The 21,025-nt window shown below is 47.3% G+C and carries 8 protein-coding genes and 1 CRISPR repeat array (1 of these 9 running past the window's edge); all 8 genes read right to left on the bottom strand.

Annotated elements, in window-relative coordinates:
- Window positions 1-196: 196 nt before the first annotated feature.
- Entirely contained in the window at window positions 197-2,812 is a 2,616-nt protein-coding gene (locus QUB51_RS04330; protein WP_333259750.1) for a CHAT domain-containing protein, read from the bottom strand.
- A gap of 119 nt (window positions 2,813-2,931) precedes the next feature.
- Window positions 2,932-5,829 (bottom strand): two-partner secretion domain-containing protein, encoded by a 2,898-nt coding sequence (locus tag QUB51_RS04325; RefSeq protein WP_333259746.1) that lies wholly within the window; start codon window positions 5,827-5,829, stop codon window positions 2,932-2,934.
- Window positions 5,830-5,894: 65 nt separating this feature from the next.
- Window positions 5,895-8,846: a two-partner secretion domain-containing protein gene (locus tag QUB51_RS04320; RefSeq protein WP_333259743.1), complete on the bottom strand. Its 2,952-nt coding sequence runs from the start codon at window positions 8,844-8,846 to the stop codon at window positions 5,895-5,897.
- Between the two features lie 106 nt (window positions 8,847-8,952).
- Window positions 8,953-9,570: a Uma2 family endonuclease gene (locus tag QUB51_RS04315; RefSeq protein ID WP_333052670.1), complete on the bottom strand. Its 618-nt coding sequence runs from the start codon at window positions 9,568-9,570 to the stop codon at window positions 8,953-8,955.
- Window positions 9,571-9,814: 244 nt separating this feature from the next.
- On the bottom strand, window positions 9,815-11,980 hold the full coding sequence (locus tag QUB51_RS04310) for a ShlB/FhaC/HecB family hemolysin secretion/activation protein (RefSeq protein ID WP_333208387.1): 2,166 nt from the start codon (window positions 11,978-11,980) through the stop codon (window positions 9,815-9,817).
- Between the two features lie 615 nt (window positions 11,981-12,595).
- On the bottom strand, window positions 12,596-13,603 hold the full coding sequence (locus QUB51_RS04305; RefSeq protein WP_333052668.1) for a protochlorophyllide reductase: 1,008 nt from the start codon (window positions 13,601-13,603) through the stop codon (window positions 12,596-12,598).
- Between the two features lie 686 nt (window positions 13,604-14,289).
- A complete protein-coding gene (locus QUB51_RS04300; protein ID WP_333052666.1) occupies window positions 14,290-15,408 on the bottom strand; it encodes an alkene reductase in 1,119 nt (372 codons plus the stop codon).
- Window positions 15,409-15,532: 124 nt separating this feature from the next.
- Window positions 15,533-15,685, bottom strand: coding sequence for a transposase (locus QUB51_RS04295; RefSeq protein WP_445242998.1), 153 nt, complete (start codon window positions 15,683-15,685; stop codon window positions 15,533-15,535).
- 138 nt (window positions 15,686-15,823) lie between these two features.
- A CRISPR array of direct repeats spans window positions 15,824-21,025; the repeat unit is 37 nt; unit sequence GTTTCAATCCCTGATAGGGTTTTAGGTTGTTTTCGGC; it runs 1,482 nt beyond the window's last position.

Here is a 21,025-nt window from a genome sequence, read left to right as displayed (position 1 = left end):
TAACAGTTTACAAACTTTAACAAAAAACCAACTGCATTTGAGTCACTTGTCAATTGTCAGTTGTCAGTTGTCAGTTGTCAGTTGACTGTTGTCCACCGCCCGCCGATGCCCAATGCCCTGAGCAATCTAAAATCTAAAATCTAAAATCTAAAATTGTCAGATGCCCGATGCCCCATGCCCGATGCCCGATCTTAAATTACTGCCAATTCCCCACTAGCACGAAAGGCGCCCAGAAATAGGGATTTTGATAGTCTGGGTTTTTCAGCAGCGTTAATTGAGCGTTGCGGAGGGCTTCAGCTTTGCTGGTTTTAGAAGAAGCCAGTTGCTTGTAAAATTCAGCCATAAAGATAGCTGTAGATTCGTCGTTGACTTGCCAAAGGGTGGCGGCGGTGCTGCGCGCACCCGATCGAATTGCCGCCCCCGCCAAACCCAAAGCCGCCCGGTTATCCCCCGAAGCAGTTTCGCAAGCACTCAAAACCAAAAGTTCGATCGGCTGTTGTCTCTCCCCAGTGCGGGCTCGCAGCAGTCGATCGAACTCCTTAACATTCACTTTCTGATCCCAAGTCACAATAAAAGTATCCGCTGCATTCGAGCTAAACTGACCGTGAGTTGCCAAATGGACGATCGGGTAAGATACTGCTTTAATTCGATCGTGCAATCGCCCGCTGACAAAATCTTCATTCAGCAGCGAACTCGCCGGCATCTCGGCTGCAATTTGCTGAACTTCCTCCTTCACCCCCGGCAAAGCCGAGAAGCCTTGACGCGGTTCCGAGAGGCCAGCGGTGAGCACTTTTAACTTGACTTTGTTCAGCGGTTTCGGTGCCAGCAATTGCAATCCCGGCGCCAAAGCAATGCTGTATTTTTCTACCAAAAACTTTTCACCGTCGTGCAGCACCGCCATCGGCAGATTTCGCAAATAACCGTCGAGCACAAATACCAGGGTTTTAATCCCGGCGGCAGTCAAATCCGCCTCTGCGGGGCGGATTAACCAGTCATAAACCTGTTCAACGGGTTGCCTCCTGTTGCGGGGGAAAGCAGCAGGCCTGATGAGATTTTTGGCTTGTCTGAAGGCAGTTTCCAACTCAGCTTGAGACTTCTTCGTAGCGTAGCGGCGCAGGGGTTTGCCGGGAATTGACAAAATTACCTCCAAACGATCGCTCAAAATAATCGGATAAATCACCGCCGCAGTCGGATCGATTTCCTCGATCGACTTTGGTTTAGCATCAGCGCAAGCATCCCGAAAAAAGTTGTCCAATTCCGCCAACTGCAAAGATTCCACCGTTTGGCGCGCCAGTTTCAATTTAGGTTGACTGGGAGATTCCTCTTGCAAAAGCAGCCCGACTAATTCCCGATAAACCGGTTCGGCACTTTCCCGAAACGAAAATTGCACTTCGGGATTGACTGTCACCAAATCGCCCCGCAGAGAAGACAATATATTGACAGCTTGAGTATATTGAACGATCGCCCCTTCTGTATTTCCTTGAGCTTTCCGAATCCGTCCCAGTTGCCAAAACAATTGGTAAGCAATATCGGGAGATTGAAAAGCCGGTGCTAAACTCAAAGCCTCGGTTGTGAGATTTTCTGCTTTCTGATACTGCTGTTGGATTTCCGATAGTTTGCCTTTTGCTGCCAGAATATAAGCTTGTATTCGTCGATCGCCCAAACTGTTTGCTCCTTCGACAGAGCGATCGAGCATTGTGTCAATATCGCTTAAACTCAAAGTTTTCGCAGGCGACTGAGCTAATTTCATCAAGCTTTGAGCTAAATTAATTTGAGCGTAAAGTCCGGCGCGATTCGAGCCAAATTGATCGGTTTGAGATTCGAGAGAACGCCACAAAGCCTCTGCTTCCGACCAATCTTGGCGATCGACTAACAAACTCAATTGATTTAACTTTGCCTGAATTTGTAGGGGCGATCGATCCGGCATCGCCTGGATCGATCGACCATAATACTCTAAGGCAAAGCGTTCCCAATCCGCCCGCTGTTCTGGTGTCAAACCCGGTTTATTGCTTTTAGCCCGTACCGTATTGCCCAGATTAAGATAAATTGCAGCCTCCTCTGGCCGGCTACCTAATTTTTGGGCTGCTTCGAGTCCAAGTGACAGCACATCCTGCGATCGTTCCAGTTGTCCCAAAACCCGCAGTACCCGCCCTAAAGCATGAATTGCCCGGACTTGTTCGAGAGAAACCGATTCATTTTTCAAAGTTTCCAAACCCGCTGCGGAAACTTCGCAAGTTTGGTTTTCCAGCTTGAAAGAAGCTAACAGCATTTTGCAAGCCCTGGGGTAAAGTCCGAGAATTTCCCAAGCCCGACTTTGATTAATTTGAACTTGAAAAAGTTGGTTCTTTCTATCAATTTGCTCGAAAATTTTAGCAGCTTGCGTCCAAATCTCGATCGCATCTTGAGTCTGCCCGCGTTCAAGTTGCAACTGTCCTTGAATGTTGAGAGTTTCAGCTAAAATCCGCTGCTGTTCGGGAGTTTTGGCTTGGGTTCGCACAGCCGACAAACTCGAATTTACAGCTTTTTCTGCTTCTTCCCAAAGCGCCAACTGCCCGTAGGTTGCAGCTAAATTGCTCAAAGCTGTGGCGCGATCGAGATTTTCGCCTTTTGCCTCAAACTGCGCCGCCGCTTGCTGCAACAAAGGTACAGCTTCCGAAAAACGTTCCTCTTGGTACAGAGTTCGAGCTTGTCGAACAAGCTGCACCGCTGGTGGTGGATTAACCTGAGCAATTCCAGGAGGAATCGCAACGGATAGCAGACAGGAAATCACAAATAACAGAATTACTTGTCGGAGCGATCGGGTAAACTTCATAGTTAGAAAATAAAATTACAAGCGCAGACACACCTACTGATTAACCCAAATACATCTTATTTTTGATCTGCGTTAATCCGCGTTAATCCGCCTACATCTGCGGTAAAAAAAACCTAATTTCAACGCGGCACACAAACAGAACTAGGTCGAGGATTGCGAGAGTCAGCAGCATTACCCGGATTATATCCAACAAGCATAACTTCTCCTTGAGCATTCACCACCCAACCTTGCGCCGGCACAACTTCGCGATCGGGGATTTCTCCTTCTTCCTTCTTCTTCCCTCGATCGGTTACATCGGTTAAACCCTCTACATTCGTTGCCGAACTTCCTGCCTCTTCCACCCAATTAAACTGGCTAGAATTGCTGCTGAGGGCATCATTGGGACTGGGTGGCACTCCTCCTTTCCCAGTGACGGTAAATGCGCTCTCGGCCTCTTGCGTGCAGGGATTTGCCGCAATTAACGCAGCCGAATCGACAACATTTTGCGGCAGTTCCACTAAACCTTGAGCCGGATTCACTCCAGAAGCACTAAATGTTACAGTACCTTGCAAAGCCGGGCCGCTACTTTGGGAAATCGCCGCAATATCACTGGTAGGATTTAGAGAAGTCGGACTTACTTGCAACGCTGCAAATTGAGCATCTGTTAATCCCAAAGTCGCTCGAACCTGTTCGCGAGTGACTGATGTAAACCCGAAAACATTGGGGACATTAATATTAACCCGCCCACCTTGGGCCGATCGCGCATTAGCCGTAATATCGCTATTTTCGTTGGGAAGAGTAACCAGAATATCGCTTTTAATGTTGATATTGCCGCCGTCGGCAGCGCCCGCATCAGTGGTGATGCGGCTCCCCCGGCGCAATTGGATGTCGCGCGATCGCAAGTTAATATTAGCCCCGATACCCGATACAGTCGTGCCGTCAATACTGCCTTTGGTGGTGAGGGCGATCGAATCTGCGACAACATTGATGCTGCCAGCCTCCCCCGTTCCATAACTCTGGACGCTAACCGCTGCGCCGTCTCGGACACTCAACCGGCCCGCCGCAATGCTCAAGCTTCCCGCCGCACCAGATGGAGGTTGCAGCCCCAACAAAGTCTGGTACAGCAAATCTCCCGAAGCTGTGCCGATGCTGCTGGGAAAGATCCCGTCTCTGGTAGTTCCGGCTATTTCCATCGATTCCGAAGCAGCGACAGTCACATTTCCCCCTTGTCCCTCACCCAAAGTTGAGGCTCCGATAGCTCCTCCGTCTCGGACAATCAACCGTCTGGCATTCAACGTCACATCACCGCCTTTGCCGCCCCCAGCCGTTCCCGCAGCGATTAGACTTCGGGAAGGAATTTCGCCCGGTGCGGTGCCGATCACTTCCACCGAGTCTGAAGCGTTGACGGTGATGTTGCCGCCGGGCCCCCCCGCAGGAATCACCTGCTCTGCAGTTCTCACCCCGCTCGAAGAAGTGATGCTAGCCCCTGCTTCGACGCGCAGGGAGCGGGTGTTAATTTCAATGTTTCCAGCCCTTCCCGTGCCGCCAATACTGTTAGCTGCTAGAGCCGTACTCAGGGGGCTATCCGATCGCTCTCTCGCTACTATTACCGAGTCAGAAGCTCTCACGCTCAGATTTCCGCTGTTCCCGGCACCAAAAGTCGAGGGCGAGATAATGGCTCCGTCGCTGACACTCAGTTGACCGGTTTCGATAGCGATACTACCTGCATTTCCGCTGTTAAAAGTTGTGGTGAACAGCCCGGAGGCGTTGATTTCTACCGATTCAGAGGCTCTAATTGTCACACCAGAGCCGTCTCCGGTACCGAGTGTAGGGTTGAGTATTGCCGATCCGTCTCGGATAGTTAATCGTTTGGTGTCGAGCGCGATATCCCCGGCTCTGCCGGCACCGAGGGTTCCGGTAATGATGCTGCTTTCGCGGGAGGCGACATCTGGCGGCTCTTGTGCTGCACCAGGATCGAGAATCCGTCGCCGAAAGTTCTCAAATCCTATTCCCTTGAGTTCTATATTCTCGGCGGTTCGGACATCGATCGGGCCTCCGGCTCCGCTTCCGGTAGTGGTGGAGCCGACAAAGGCTCGATCTAATAGGCTAAAGCGCACTGCTTCGATATTGATGCCGCGGCCGTCAATGCTTCCCAAGGTATCGGAGACTAGGCTCGATCGATCGCGCAATGTCACATTTCCTCCCCGGAGTGCGATCGCGCCTCCCCCTGGCCCACTGGCTGTCACCGCCGATAAACCTGATAATTCAATGTTGCCAAAATTGGCAACATTTGTATAATCTAAACCTAATCCTATGGGCGTGATGCTAAAGCTTACAAAACCCGGACTTGCCACACTTCCTAATTGAATGTTGCCACTAAAAGCGCTGGCAAAACCATTGTTAAAAATTAAATCTCCTCCCACCATTGCTAAGGTTTGACCGGGAGGAACTGCTAAACCTACGGGGATTGTTGTGCCTTCAATAACTTGGGTAACACTGGAAGAGTTGACAATTGTGCCAGGATTTTCTCTAAAGCTTAAACCCACAGGAATATTAATCGCTAACAATGGCACTGCATTAGAATTAGCTGCACTAAATTCAAACCCATTATCAAAGAGAACGCCGCTACCAGTAGAACCGATAAATGAGCCTCGCAAATCTAACCGAGCATTGGGGCCAAAGACAATCCCTTTGGGGTTAATTAAGAATAAATTGCCGTTTCCCAAAACTCCCAGAGTTCCTAAAATATTAGAAGGGTTGCCACCAGTAACGCGGGTGAAGATGTTGGCAATTCCGCTGGGATTGGCAAAATATGCTCCCCGCCCCTCACGGATGTTAAATTCGCGTAAACTGTGAAATAGGTTAACGCCGCGAGTTGCACCGCCTTCTATTCTATCTGAGGGTAAGTTATTAATCGTGTCGGGAACTGTGCGCGAACTTTCTGCACCCAAGCTGCTATCGGGGACAATTTGGGCGACGGCGGGGATAGGAAACAGCAGTAAAAATGCAAAAAATAGGGCGGAAGATTGGCGGGGCATCTTTTAATTCCTGTTAATTTACTCTTAGGAAAATACCGACGGGTTAGCTAAAAACTGAAGAGTACCTATTGAGGTACGCAAACACCCGTCCGTTTCGGACTGCGAAGAGATGCACCATTACTTGAATTATACGCTACCAGCGTTACTTTTCCTTGCTCATCTATTACCCAACCTTGAGCGGGAATAATTTCTGTTGGCCGCATTTCTATGGATGGTCTTTGGCTTTCTACTTGCTGACTTACACCTACCGCTGGTTCCACCCAATTAAACTGGCTATAATTGCTGCTGAGAACATCATTGGGACTGGGTGGCACTCCTCCTTTTCCAGTGACTGTAAATGCGCTCTCGGCCCCTTGCGTGCAGGGATTTGCGGCAATTAACGCAGCCGGATTGGCCACATTTTGCGGCAGTTCCACTAAACCTTGAACAGGATCAACTCCAACAGAACTAAATGTTACGGCTCCTTGCAACGCCGGGCCACCACTTTGGGAAATTGCGGCGATGTCGCTGCTATTAAGCAGAGATGTAGGACTTACTTGCAACGCTGCAAATTCGGCGTCACTGATCCCCAATCTGTTTCTGACTTGTTCGCGACTCGCTGCTGTAAAGCCGAAAACATTGGGGACATTGATATTGACGCGGCCGCCGCCTGCTGTGCGGGCGTTGGCTGTGATGTCGCTGTTTTCTTGCGGGAGGGCGACAAGAATGTTGCTGTTGATGTTGATATTGCCGCCGTCAGAAGTGCCTGCATCGGTGGTAATTTGGCTGTTGCGGCGCAATTGGATGTCTCGCGCTTGCAGGTTAATATTTGCTCCAGTACCGGATACAGTCGTACCGTCAATACTCGCTTTGTTATCAAGAGCGATCGAATTTGCGACAATATTGATATTACCAGCGCGTCCGGTTCCCGTAGCCTGTACCGTGACTGTAGCTCCATCTCTGACAATTAGTCGATCGGCATTCAGATTCAACGAACCGGCATTTGCTGTAGCATTAGGATTAGTACCAAATATCTTGCCCACGGAAGCATCAATTGTACTGACAAACAAACCATTATTTCCGCTGCCGCTGACTGAAATGCGATCGGCATTAACAGTAATATTCCCCACATCTCCAGAGCCCAAAGAACTCGTAGAAACTATCCCCCCATCCCGCACAGTCAGGCTGGGCGTATCAATCCGAATATCCCCGCCCCGACTCGAACTCAAAGTTCCAGAAGTCAGCGCGCTAGCATTCTGAATTCCGCTGGTCAAAACTTGAGAAATACCAGAAATTTCTACTGATTCACTAGCCCTAACAGTTAAATTTCCCGCAGGCCCGCCCTCCTGAGAAAACAAAAACCTGCCAATTAAAACACCCGTTCCTAAAGTAAAAGCAGAACCATCAGAGAGAGTCAACCGCTTCGTATCAACGTTAATATTCCCCGCCCTTCCGTTAGAACCGATACTCAGCGTGCTGATTCCAGTTGACACAACTGTTCGCGGGCCGGTGTTAGACAATTCTACTGATTCAGCAGCTTTAATGTTGATATTCCCCGACGGGCCACTGCTGTAGCTGGTGGTACCCAGAAGAGAACCGTCGCGCATAATTAATCGATTGACATCAACACTAATACTTCCTCCTGCACCGGTACTTTCTTTAGCCGTCCCGTTGTTAATTCCAGAACCCACCATCTCAAAAGTATTGGCGCGAATGATTAAATTCCCGCCCCTTCCACCGCCAAAAGTGATACCGCTACCTACTACGCCATTGTTGAATATCAGGCGGCCAGTGTCGATCGTAATATTCCCCCCCGAACCAGCACCAGCACTAGCATTAAACAGCACAAATAGCGGGTCAAAGGGGTCTGCGGTTCCCGATACCAGATACTTAATTACAACTTGTTGATAGCCATCAACTCCCAGCCCGCTCATTTCTACAGAATCAGCAGCGCGCAAGTTGATATTACCTCCTGCACCATCTCCGAGAGTCAGGGTAGAAAATTGCGTGCCGTTTTGCACTCGCAAATTTTGGGCGCTGATATCGATACCTCTACCATCAATATTTCCCAAAGTCAGCGCATAAATCCGCGCACCGCTAAGGGCGACATTTCCACCTTTTAACTCTACTCTGCCACCCCCAATACCGCTGGTGTTAATAAGTGTTCCATCGGCTATTTGAATATTGCCAAAGTTTTGAAGATTGTCATAATTTAAAGTTAAATTTCCCTTTTCCCCCGCTGTCATTGCAAAATTAACTAAACCTGGACTCGCTGCGCTACCGAGTAAAATTTGTCCGCCGCTGGCGGTTAAATTGCCGCCTGGGAGTTGGATGTCGCCGCCAATCAGTGCTAAAGTTTGACCTGGTTCTACTGCTAAACCAACTCGATCGCTAATTGGGATTGGCACAGCAGAGGCTGGCAGGTTTACCTTTCCTAAAGCCGTCGATTGGTTGACAATTGCACCGGCATTGTCTCTAAATCTTAAACCAACGGGAATATTAACGGTTAACAGCGGGGATGTTTGCGGGTTGGTGCTGCTGAATTCAAAGCCGTTATTAAACACAATACCGTCAGCCGTTGAACCGATAAACGAACCGCGCAAATCTAACCGCGCATTCGGCCCGAATATAATTCCTTTTGGGTTAATTAAAAATAAATTACCGTTGCCTAAAACTCCCAGAGTTCCTAAAATATTTGAAGAGTTTGGGCCCGTAACGCGGGTGAAAATATTAGAAATTCCCTTGGGATTTTCAAAATAAGCTCCCCGCCCTTCACGGATGTTAAATTCGCGCAAGCTGTGAAAGAGGTTAACGCCACGAGTTGCGCCGCCCGTGATTCTATCTGAGGGTATGTTATTGATAGTATCGGGAACTGTTCGCGAACTTTCCGGGCCCAAGGTATTATCGGGAATGATTTGGGCGATCGCGGAAGTGGGAAATAGCAACAGGAAAGCAAACAGTAGGGAGTAACTTACGGGCGCGCTAGATGCCCAACCCCTACTCCCCACAATAAAATCTAGTATTTGTGGAACAGGCATCTTGCCTGTTTTTGAGAATGGTAAAAATAGTAAACAGTAATGGAATGGAGGCATAAAAACACTCTTTCCAGGATAAATTTTATCAATGTAATCTCATCTCGTTTCTCTAAATGTTTTGAATTTGGCTGCTGAGTACAAGTTGCTCCACTGTGATTTCTAGTTCGGGAAAAGTTTTAGACATAATGCGCTCATTACCTGTAAAACTTTGAACTAAATAACTGCCATTTTCCAACGAGTAAACGAAAACTGTGGGAATTTTGGGATTTCCTAGATAAGCCCTAGAAGCGATCGCTAAATAATCCACAATCCAATACTCATAAATGCCGAGCCTTTGATACTCATCTAGCTTATCCACATAGTCGTCTTCCCAGTTAGTTGAGGTAACTTCTACTGCTAATTGGATAGGTTCGGTAAGAGCTCCGTAGCCACGTACATTACTGTTCCATACTGATGCCTTAACCACGCCAACATCAGGATTTCTGCCTTGTTCTTGTCCTGAAGCTGTGACAGTTCTCAACACTATATCTTTGTCAACGATATAGTCAAGCCCCAAGCGATCGCTTTCTCTGTCGAAAGACTTAACAAGAAATCGTGCCACATTTTTATGAGCTCTGGTTGCTTCCACTTTGACAATCTCTCCATTTACAAGTTCGTAGATGCCCGATCCGTCTGGGTACTTTTCGAGAAAATCTGCAAATGTTAGTTTAGTTTTTGTCTGAACCATAAGACAAGCCCTCTTTGGTTAACTAGATTTTAGATTTTAGATTTTAGATTGAAGGAGAGCAGGGAATTATATCAAATCCGGTAGCATCGCAATTATTTATCTCTCTGTTCTCGGACTCTGTGTTCTCTGTGTCCTCTGCGGTTTAATCATTCCAATGAAACCGGAATTGATATTAGCTAACCTATATTTAGTCCTCGGTTAAGGACTGTCGCGATTAGACGACTTTAATCGCCGACAGAATTAGCTAGAAAGCAAAGTAATTAATCCGAAAGTATAAGCCTTTTTCCTGCAAAGTTCGATCGCCCGATCGAGCATTTATCAAAGGAATACCATAGTCTAAACGCACATTCAACCGATCGCCCATCTGCCAAACTAAGCCCAAACCCGCACCCAGAAGTTTATCCGACTCAGGATTCGGCTTTTCTTCCGACTGGTTCCACCCTAGCCCAAAATCGATAAACGGAGCCACTTGCAACAATCCTTCGACTTCCGGGACACGCCAAACCGGAATTCGCACTTCAGCAGACGCGATCGCACCGCTATCAGTTAACAGCAAATCTTGGCGGTATCCGCGCACGCTTTGAACGCCGCCGATCCCGATTTGTTCCAGGGAAAGCAGGGGGCGATCGGCTAATTGAATGTCGGAACGCACAATCAGCAAGGTTTCTGGCGCTAACAGCCGCACGTACTGGGCTTGTCCGCGCCACGCCAGAAAGCGGCTGTCGGGCCCGCTATCGTTCGCAGTAGCGCCGAACAGATTAGTGCCGAGGGAGAATTGCGATCGCGCCGCGAACACTTGGTTGGAACTCCGCTGCACGTATTCTTGAAAAAACCGCACAGCCGAAACCCGCGTTTCGCCGCGCTCATTTGCTCCCGCCGAAAGCGCAAATCGTTCCCCTGACAGGAATGTATCGCTTTCTTGCCGCGAAAAACTCAGTCCCAAAGCCAAAGTGCGATCGGGCTTTTCGACAATCGGCTGGCGGTAAGTTAATTCGTAGGTGCGCGATTTCCCCTCAATTTCAGCAGCATCAAACGGTTCCTCGATGATGTTGGTGCTAGCAGCACTCGCAGCGAATCCAATCGTGCCGTTGCGCGCGTTGACGGGGACTGTGTAGCTGCCGTTGAATTCATTGCTGCCGTCGGTGTTAGCATAAGATACCTCTAATCCGTCGCCCAAACCGAGCAAATTTGCTTGATTGATGCGAACACCCCGCCGAAAACTGCCGACGCTGGGCGATCGATTGTTGTCTGCGAACACTTCAGCGCTAAAGCTGTCTGCTTCTTTGACGCGCACTTCTAAGCGGCTGTTTTCCGGGCGGCTTCCGGCTTGCAATTCGGCGGAAATATTGCCAATTAAGGGGTCGAGTTGCAGCATTTGCAAGGCTTCCAGCAAGCGAGATCGGTTGAGGGGCCGTCTGGTGGCGCGTTCAAGGCGCGATCGCACGTAATTTGAATTTAAGCGCCTGTTTCCAGTAATCTCAATTTCATCTAATCCGCCTTCTACAATCCGCATTTTCACCACACCTCCTTCTCTCGGAAAGGTTTGGTTGGCGGGAATTACAGCGCCGGAATTGATGTATCCGGCGGCTACATATTTTTGAGTAACGGCTGCTTCGGCTGCGATCAGTTCGGCAAAGGTGATTTCGCGGCCGGCAAACTGTTGCGTAACTTCTGCGAGTTCGCGATCGCTAAAAGCTGTGTTGCCCTCAAATTCAAAGCGATCGACCCTAATTGTACCCATAATCCCCGGTCTATCATCGCCGGGAACAGGTGTTAGCGGGGTTGGTTGGAGGGGAGATGGCGGGGGAGGTTCCGGTGCTGTTGGTGCAGGTAATTCCGGCTCTCTGGGCTGAATTGGGTTGGGCAGTTGACTGAGTTGCAAAGGTCGATCGATACCCAAATCGGTTTTTTTTCGGTCAATCTTTTCTTCTAGCTTTTGATCTGAATTAAAAAGCTCGGTTTCTTGAGTTTTTGTGCTGAAAGTGCGATCCTCTCCGAGGGCTTCGCTAACGGGCTGAGATGTTGCACCCTTGTCAATCAGCCTTGTACCGGCGGGCACGATGCCCACCCCACAATCAAACTCACTCGTTGTGGAACAGGCATCTTGCCTGTTCTTGAGAATGGTGTAAGATGTCACATCGACTGAATTTGCCGCAGACGGCGGTAAGTCGGGAGTTTCCGCAGCCACCGAGTGTTCTGATTCAGCGGGTAAATGCGTCTTGTCGTCAGCGGTGGCTAAGTCTTCGCGACTGTCAAGATTAGTGTCGCCTGCGCTGCTAACTGCTGCCAAATCCTCAACATTTGAGGTCAAAATTTCAACTGTGCTAGCGGAGGTTTTTGCTGGTTTTGCCAACAAAACTAACCCAAAAATTCCAGCGAGTAAAAATAGTTTTTGTGAGGGACCAGCCATAGGATATAATTATTATCTCGCTTAAGTGGGGGAAAATATTTTCAGGAAGTCAGCACCCTCAAGTAAAAATCAATCTTAACAGCAAAAAAGGAAACAGCCGTCCCAGACCACAGTTTCGCAACTGCTACAAACCAAAAGGTCGATCGACGGCTGTTCATTTCCCAAGACTTACGCTTCAATCGGGTGATTATCCGAAAAAATATCCTGTAAGTCGATCGTAAACAGTAAAAAAAACCAAATTTTTTGGTTGCAAAACCTACACTTTCATGCTAACGCAGAGAGCAGAATAGTCCTGGACGCCAGGGTAAACCAGAAACGCGCTACAACTGAGATATGGCACCCTTCTCAATAATCTTTTTATGAACAGGCAAGATGCCTGTTCCACAATAAAATTCATCTTTTGTGGAACAGGCATCTTGCCTGTTCTTAAGAATAGTGCAAGATGTGAGTTACAACCCGCAGAGCCACTAAAAAACCCGCTTTCTTTGATTTTGGTGCATCATACCAAATCCGACTTTAATACCCCCTTTATTATTGAGTCAGCGTCTACCCACATCCTGTGCGTAGACGCCGTTTCAACCGCCAAGCCCGATAAAGGGGGTTTGTAACTTTGAATTATGCAGACCGGCCCGCACCAGCCGCAGCACCCATTTGAGCCCCGTCAGTCAATCCCACCAACTTAGCGCTCAACTCCCACATCCGCTCGCCTTTTTCATCATCGCGGGCCTGGGGAGAAACCTTCTGTACAAAAGACTTACCATCTTTTTTCTGGCGGTTCCCCCAACTCCAATAAGCCCCAGATTGCTTGTATTCTGGATCAGCAACCACCATCGCCAGCCTTTCCCCCGCCAACTCCTGCGACACGTAACCCCCGGTGATATTCTTCTGAAACAGCGGGAACAGCTTCTGAAACAAAGGATAGTGATTGCGGAAAAGCGGCGTATCCGCAACGCATCCCGGATACAGCGAAGTGAAAGTAATCCCCGTGGATTCGTGAAAGCGGCGGTGCAATTCCCGCATCGTCAGCACGTTGCAAACTTTGCTATCTTTGTAAGCCTTGACGGGTTCAAACTTCTTGCCGTCAACCATCGAAATCGGATCTTTGAAACCCGCTTCAAAACCCTCAAACTTGCCTAAATCCGGGCGCGGCGGAATCTTCCCGCCCAACTCGTCTGGATTGTGAGTCACGGTTCCCAAAATCACGATTCTCGCATCGGAATAATAGGAAGGCTTCATATTTTCCATCATCAGGTTGCACAGCAGGAAATGACCCAAGTGATTGGTAGTCATCGTCAACTCATAACCCTCCGGGCTCCGCAGCGGTTCCTTAATCAAAGGCATATAAATGGCCGCGTTGCACACCAAAGCGTCCAGAGACCTGCCGCTGGCCTTAAATGCGCGAGCAAACCTACGCACGCTCTCCAAATCGCCCAAGTCAATCTCCATGATGGAGAAACTGCCTTCAGGTATGCCCAACTCTCGCGCGGCGTCTCCGGCTTTCCGCACGTCCCGACAGGCCATGACTACGTGCCATCCCTTGTCTGCGAGAGCTTTCGCGCCGTACAAACCGACGCCGGAGGAAGCGCCGGTAATGATAACCGTTGATTTGTGATTTTGTGCCATCTTGTTAAAAGCGCTTCCGCTATGGATTTTTTTCAGGCACTCAAACCCTGAGCTAGCAGCTTGGATGTTTTGAAGTACCCTATGGTTATTAGGATATGGGGAAACGTTCTCGATCTCAACTGGGAGCCTCTCACTTTTGCAGCCAAGCTAGAAATTGGAGGCAGGAGGCAGGAGGCAGGGGGCAGGAGGCTGGAGACGGGAGGCTGGAGCCAGAAGAAGTGTTTTTACAAATAATAAATCCTCGTTTTCAACGGGCGATGAAAATTAAATATGAGTCCAACTTCGACTCTTATTTGGATAAATCAACCATACATCTTTTATATCATGTCCAATCGATTGATCGCGATTAAAGACCGGGGCGGGTTTACAGATTTTCCCGTTTCTATTCAATATCTTGGCTCACGGCCCCCTACAGGAATCATGGTTAATTGACCGGACATGATATTAGGGGCGGGTTGACAATTACAGCATATTCGGTGGTTCGTGAAGTACACTATAAAGCTCTATTGTTGGTACATTGTTATGTAGGGTGCGGATCTGCTCATGTTTAATGAAACTTGCAGATTGACTGGTGGATCCGCACCTTACTTACGACAAGGTTGTGTGTACCGCATATACATGGAATATGCTGTATCTATGATGCACATACTCGGTATTTATTGATAAACCCGCCCCTAAAAACTCAACTAAGAAATAGCTTGAGATTCCTGATAGGTAGGGAAATCGATATAACCTTCAGGCCCAAAAGAATACCAGACGCCCATTTCAGCAGGCGGATTGAGCGGCCAACCATTAGTAAAACGCTCTACCAAGTCAGGATTGCTGATAAAATTCCGACCAAAAGCAATTAAATCCGCAAGTTTGCTGCTCAGGGCAGTTTCAGCCTGTTCTTGAGTATATCCGCAGTTGCCAATGAGCGGCCCTGTAAACACATCGCGAAACTCTCCTATCATCATCGGCGTTCCCAATTCATGAAAGCCAAAAGCCAGACCATCTACCAAGTGAAGGTAAGCTAAATCATAGGCATTTAACTGCTCCGCGAAATACAGAAAATCTTCTCGATAAGTGGGAGAACCCATATCATTGAAATTACCGTTGGGAGACAGTCTAACTCCCACTCGGTTTGCCGGAAATACTGTGATAATCGCCTCTACAATTTCCTTAAGAAAACGGTAGCGGTTTTCAACTGTGCCGCCATAGGAATCTGTGCGGTGATTGGTTTTGGTTTGCAGGAATGTGTCAATGAGATAGCCGTTTGCCGCGTGAATTTCTACACCGTCAAAACCTGCCATTTTAGCTCGTTCCGCCGCCTTGCGATAATCTTCTACAACTAGGGAGATTTCATCGGTTTCTAGAGCACGGGGAGTTTCGTAGGGTTGTTTGCCTAGAGGTGTATGAATGCCCTCTCCGTTTATTTTGATGGCAGACGCTGCAACTGGCAATTGATTGTTTTGATGAAAACTGCTGTGGGAAGCCCGCCCAGTGTGCCAAAGCTGCATGAAAATCGGCGTTTGGTGGGCATGAACCGCAGTCACAATTTGTTTCCAAGCCTCGCCTTGCTCGTCTGAATAAATACCGGGGGTATTGAGCCAACCATTAGCTTGAGTAGAAACGACTGTGGCTTCTGTAATGATTAAACCAGCGGAGGCTCGCTGAGTGTAATACTCTGCCATCAAGGCGTTGGGCATCCGCGCTTCACCGGCTCTGGCTCTCGTCAGGGGTGCCATGACTACTCGGTTTTTTAAGGGTAAATCTCCGATTTTGAAGGGACTGAGTAGGAGTGGAGAAGTTGTTTGATTGGTCATAATTTTGAGGTTTTGTCAACTGAAGAATCTGGGAAATCATATTTAGCAACCGCTGGTGTTATGCTCCCAGGCGCAAGACATCCAAGGGTCGCGAAAATGTAAGCAATCAAACTCATCAAGCTGTTTACGAATTTGATTTTTTAGCCAAGACTCTTTTTTGTTCAATTTTGTTAAACTCTGGAGAGTATGGCGGTAAATATAATAGTCTACACCGTGCTGTTTGAATCAATTCCTGAATCCGACTACTTTTATCAAATGTGAGATTATCCATGAGCACCACCTGTGCTGTGAGTGCTGGAGGTAAACTTGTTTCCGGCGAAGAAGGAGTCAGGAGTCAGGAGTCAGGAGTCAGGAGAAGAATACCCTCTTTCCTCCTGTCTCCTCCTCTGCTGAATACTGCTGAATACTTCCGAAAGTTTCAATCCCTGATAGGGTTTTAGGTTGTTTTCGGCAAGAACCTCGAAAAGTGAAGCGGATGCAATCGGGTTTCAATCCCTGATAGGGTTTTAGGTTGTTTTCGGCCAACACCACCCATCTCATCGCCAAACTTTTTACCAGGTTTCAATCCCTGATAGGGTTTTAGGTTGTTTTCGGCTTGTTGTTCAGTTCAACGCATTCCTCGGTATCGTTTCAATCCCTGATAGGGTTTTAGGTTGTTTTCGGCGTGATTTGAGCCGATCGGACAGTGATAGCGCAACTGTTTCAATCCCTGATAGGGTTTTAGGTTGTTTTCGGCGTTTTAATCCAGGTGAAAATCGATTTATAAGTAAGTTTCAATCCCTGATAGGGTTTTAGGTTGTTTTCGGCTCCTAATTGTCAAAATTTCAGTATAGGCATTGTAGTTTCAATCCCTGATAGGGTTTTAGGTTGTTTTCGGCGTGCGCGTTCCCAGAGCTTCCAGAGTCGATCGTTAAAGTTTCAATCCCTGATAGGGTTTTAGGTTGTTTTCGGCCTTACATCCCGATCGCTGTTGGCTTTAGCAAAGTTGTTTCAATCCCTGATAGGGTTTTAGGTTGTTTTCGGCGGCATAGCAGGCGTTGAGCTAGAAGAAGACACGCAAATGTTTCAATCCCTGATAGGGTTTTAGGTTGTTTTCGGCTTAGTCCCAATTTTGGCGGGTACAATATCTTGGTCAGAGTTTCAATCCCTGATAGGGTTTTAGGTTGTTTTCGGCTGATGCCGTAATAGTTTGGTTTTACATTGGATTGTTAGTTTCAATCCCTGATAGGGTTTTAGGTTGTTTTCGGCCTTGAAGATTATTTGACTCGTTACTGCTTGGATGTTTCAATCCCTGATAGGGTTTTAGGTTGTTTTCGGCTAGATTTTGCGTTTTCATGTTTTAGGAAATTAGGTTTCAATCCCTGATAGGGTTTTAGGTTGTTTTCGGCGCGGCAGTTGTCAGATCCCGTAAAAGTAAGAGATATGTTTCAATCCCTGATAGGGTTTTAGGTTGTTTTCGGCGCAAGCTTTACAGAGTCAGGGAGAAAGTGCTTTGTTTCAATCCCTGATAGGGTTTTAGGTTGTTTTCGGCGACTGCAAATATTCTGAGCGCACTAGAAGCGTTAGTTTCAATCCCTGATAGGGTTTTAGGTTGTTTTCGGCTAATTCGGCCGGCCAAGCTGATGCCAAAAAATTGTTTCAATCCCTGATAGGGTTTTAGGTTGTTTTCGGCTTCCCAGTCTGGAAAATTACTCACGCTTAATTGGGTTTCAATCCCTGATAGGGTTTTAGGTTGTTTTCGGCTCGGAGCACATCTACCCAAATCCACCTCGAAAAGTTTCAATCCCTGATAGGGTTTTAGGTTGTTTTCGGCATGAAGATATTGAATATTACGATCGCCCTGTGATTGGTTTCAATCCCTGATAGGGTTTTAGGTTGTTTTCGGCATTTTATTTGTATTAACTATCTTCGTAAGTTACGTTTCAATCCCTGATAGGGTTTTAGGTTGTTTTCGGCTTGGGGTCGTCCCCTTGGTCAGTTCGCGTTCTGGCCCGTTTCAATCCCTGATAGGGTTTTAGGTTGTTTTCGGCGAGGGCAGTGCCGTGATGGGTGAAAAATAGGGCTTGTTTCAATCCCTGATAGGGTTTTAGGTTGTTTTCGGCATTAGCGGATTATTTGCTTCAAGCTGAAGTTGCGGTTTCAATCCCTGATAGGGTTTTAGGTTGTTTTCGGCCTTCGGCATTGGATGAAGGATCGCCGTATCCGTCGTTTCAATCCCTGATAGGGTTTTAGGTTGTTTTCGGCTAAATGCAAGCGCCGAATATCCTTCAATGATCGCGTTTCAATCCCTGATAGGGTTTTAGGTTGTTTTCGGCCAGACTCAAGGCTGGAGCCAGCTTTCCGATCCACCGTTTCAATCCCTGATAGGGTTTTAGGTTGTTTTCGGCTTTCACTCTACTGCAAACGTCAGGAGGAAATTGGTTTCAATCCCTGATAGGGTTTTAGGTTGTTTTCGGCTCAGAATTTGATGGAATTCTTGGGAGTAGAATTTGATGTTTCAATCCCTGATAGGGTTTTAGGTTGTTTTCGGCGGGGCAGAAGTTCTTTACAGCGTTTTGCCTACTCAAGTTTCAATCCCTGATAGGGTTTTAGGTTGTTTTCGGCCTGGAAGCAGTGTTCGACACTTCCCCCCAGTATTTACCCGGTTTCAATCCCTGATAGGGTTTTAGGTTGTTTTCGGCAGGAAGAGGCTGCCGTAGATGCCGTCACACGTCTTCAGTTTCAATCCCTGATAGGGTTTTAGGTTGTTTTCGGCGTTAGAAAACAAGCGGACTCAAGAGACTTTAGAGGTTTCAATCCCTGATAGGGTTTTAGGTTGTTTTCGGCTCAACATCATTTTCTGATGTTTCAGCTTCTTTCGTTTCAATCCCTGATAGGGTTTTAGGTTGTTTTCGGCGCGTGGATTGCGATCGGGCCCCGGTAATTAGTTGTTTCAATCCCTGATAGGGTTTTAGGTTGTTTTCGGCATTGTCGCCGTTGCCAATGGTGCATTCAGACTTAGTTTCAATCCCTGATAGGGTTTTAGGTTGTTTTCGGCCGAATTGTGGCAGAGGGCCGGGCCCAAGAAATTGTTTCAATCCCTGATAGGGTTTTAGGTTGTTTTCGGCGAGGGTGGTGGTGGGCTGCGAGTGCAGTGGAGGGAGGGGTTTCAATCCCTGATAGGGTTTTAGGTTGTTTTCGGCTGATAAAATACATGGCTTTTAAAACTGAAGAAATAGTTTCAATCCCTGATAGGGTTTTAGGTTGTTTTCGGCGCGTAAGTCTTCCCGCGTAACGATTCCAGATATTGAGTTTCAATCCCTGATAGGGTTTTAGGTTGTTTTCGGCAAGAAAATCGCTCTTTTGCATCTAGACTACTTGATTTGTTTCAATCCCTGATAGGGTTTTAGGTTGTTTTCGGCTATTTTCCTAATTGTTTAGTCGGAGGAACCACTGTTGTTTCAATCCCTGATAGGGTTTTAGGTTGTTTTCGGCGATCGAAAGCTATCTGTTATTGGCAGAGCTTAGGGTTTCAATCCCTGATAGGGTTTTAGGTTGTTTTCGGCCCTAGCTTTTTGAGAACTGCGTAGCCGTGTTTGCAGTTTCAATCCCTGATAGGGTTTTAGGTTGTTTTCGGCCTCATACGTCCTGATGACGGAGCTTTGGTTCGAGTTTCAATCCCTGATAGGGTTTTAGGTTGTTTTCGGCGTTTGATGAAGAAGTAAAAACCTTGGGTGCCGAGGGTTTCAATCCCTGATAGGGTTTTAGGTTGTTTTCGGCGGTTCGATTCCTCTCGCCCCAATTCTACTAGCTAGTTTCAATCCCTGATAGGGTTTTAGGTTGTTTTCGGCACTCGCTATCGCACGGAGCGTCGCCACCGGAAGTGTTTCAATCCCTGATAGGGTTTTAGGTTGTTTTCGGCTAGTCGATCGCCCGCAACACCACGCTTTTAACTGTTTCAATCCCTGATAGGGTTTTAGGTTGTTTTCGGCTTGAGCTAGCATTTCCGGTAAAACACTCAGCTTATAGTTTCAATCCCTGATAGGGTTTTAGGTTGTTTTCGGCTTTAGATTATACTCAAGCCCTGTCAATTGACCTAGGGTTTCAATCCCTGATAGGGTTTTAGGTTGTTTTCGGCAATTCAACGATGAATTCAGGAAAGCACTCATTCAAGTGTTTCAATCCCTGATAGGGTTTTAGGTTGTTTTCGGCGATGCTTGCCGCTGGTTTCATCAACCCAGGTGAACTCGTTTCAATCCCTGATAGGGTTTTAGGTTGTTTTCGGCAAAGTACCGATGCCATTTTCGCCGTTTGCTGGACATCGTTTCAATCCCTGATAGGGTTTTAGGTTGTTTTCGGCTAGGGCATCTGCTAAAACTTGGACAACTTCAAGAGAGTTTCAATCCCTGATAGGGTTTTAGGTTGTTTTCGGCCCGGAGCTTGTTTTTCACCGGGCTATCTTAAAAATGCTCGTTTCAATCCCTGATAGGGTTTTAGGTTGTTTTCGGCCGGCTTGGGATTCAATCGTAAGTCACAAGTTGGAGGCAGTTTCAATCCCTGATAGGGTTTTAGGTTGTTTTCGGCCTGATGGGCTGTTTTGGGCATGGCGTTATGTATTTGTTTCAATCCCTGATAGGGTTTTAGGTTGTTTTCGGCCTGATGATGGCAAACAAAATGCAAACAAGAATAATCGTTTCAATCCCTGATAGGGTTTTAGGTTGTTTTCGGCTCGACATTGTTACTTTTACAGAGAATTTCCTTCGGCTTGTTTCAATCCCTGATAGGGTTTTAGGTTGTTTTCGGCAGTATTCGGCCGCAAAAACAAAGATGATTTAGCGTTTCAATCCCTGATAGGGTTTTAGGTTGTTTTCGGCCTTTGAGCGCTGCTGTCTCAAATTCATTTGCAGGCTGTTTCAATCCCTGATAGGGTTTTAGGTTGTTTTCGGCCGAAGATTTACGAAAGTTGTTCATGACTTTAATGAAAGTTTCAATCCCTGATAGGGTTTTAGGTTGTTTTCGGCTCATCGCCACTCGTTGCACGGTATTCTTGATCAGTTTCAATCCCTGATAGGGTTTTAGGTTGTTTTCGGCATTTCTGGTATTCGTAGTAGTCGGATGCTTCATCCCGTTTCAATCCCTGATAGGGTTTTAGGTTGTTTTCGGCTTGTCCGAGGCCGCCACCGTTTATTAAGCCGAAATTGTTTCAATCCCTGATAGGGTTTTAGGTTGTTTTCGGCTTGGGCTACGAGTGGATTATCGATGATTACATTGTTTCAATCCCTGATAGGGTTTTAGGTTGTTTTCGGCTTGAATGGTAATATGAAAAAATCACACATCCGCGTTTCAATCCCTGATAGGGTTTTAGGTTGTTTTCGGCACATATTTAAGAGATTTTACCAACTTAGTAATATGTTTCAATCCCTGATAGGGTTTTAGGTTGTTTTCGGCTCATTGACCAATTCGACAGGATCCAAAACAGTTTGAGTTTCAATCCCTGATAGGGTTTTAGGTTGTTTTCGGCGCAAGCTGCTAGCATCCAGCCACATAGTCACCGAAAGTTTCAATCCCTGATAGGGTTTTAGGTTGTTTTCGGCTCTCCTTCTATCCCCATCTCCCAGTTTCCCGTAGCGTTTCAATC

It is taken from the genome of Microcoleus sp. AT8-A3, from assembly GCF_036705675.1.
In the GTDB taxonomy this organism is placed as follows: Bacteria; Cyanobacteriota; Cyanobacteriia; order Cyanobacteriales; family Microcoleaceae; genus Microcoleus.
Note: the sequence above shows the minus strand (reverse complement) of the source record. Positions and strands in the feature narration are given on the sequence as shown.

Coding starts and splice junctions, on each gene's coding strand:
- QUB51_RS04330 (WP_333259750.1), bottom strand. CDS start 2,812: ATGAAGTTTACCCGATCGCTCCGACAAGTAATTCTGTTATTTGTGATT.
- QUB51_RS04325 (WP_333259746.1), bottom strand. CDS start 5,829: ATGCCCCGCCAATCTTCCGCCCTATTTTTTGCATTTTTACTGCTGTTT.
- QUB51_RS04320 (WP_333259743.1), bottom strand. CDS start 8,846: ATGCCTGTTCCACAAATACTAGATTTTATTGTGGGGAGTAGGGGTTGG.
- QUB51_RS04315 (WP_333052670.1), bottom strand. CDS start 9,570: ATGGTTCAGACAAAAACTAAACTAACATTTGCAGATTTTCTCGAAAAG.
- QUB51_RS04310 (WP_333208387.1), bottom strand. CDS start 11,980: ATGGCTGGTCCCTCACAAAAACTATTTTTACTCGCTGGAATTTTTGGG.
- QUB51_RS04305 (WP_333052668.1), bottom strand. CDS start 13,603: ATGGCACAAAATCACAAATCAACGGTTATCATTACCGGCGCTTCCTCC.
- QUB51_RS04300 (WP_333052666.1), bottom strand. CDS start 15,408: ATGACCAATCAAACAACTTCTCCACTCCTACTCAGTCCCTTCAAAATC.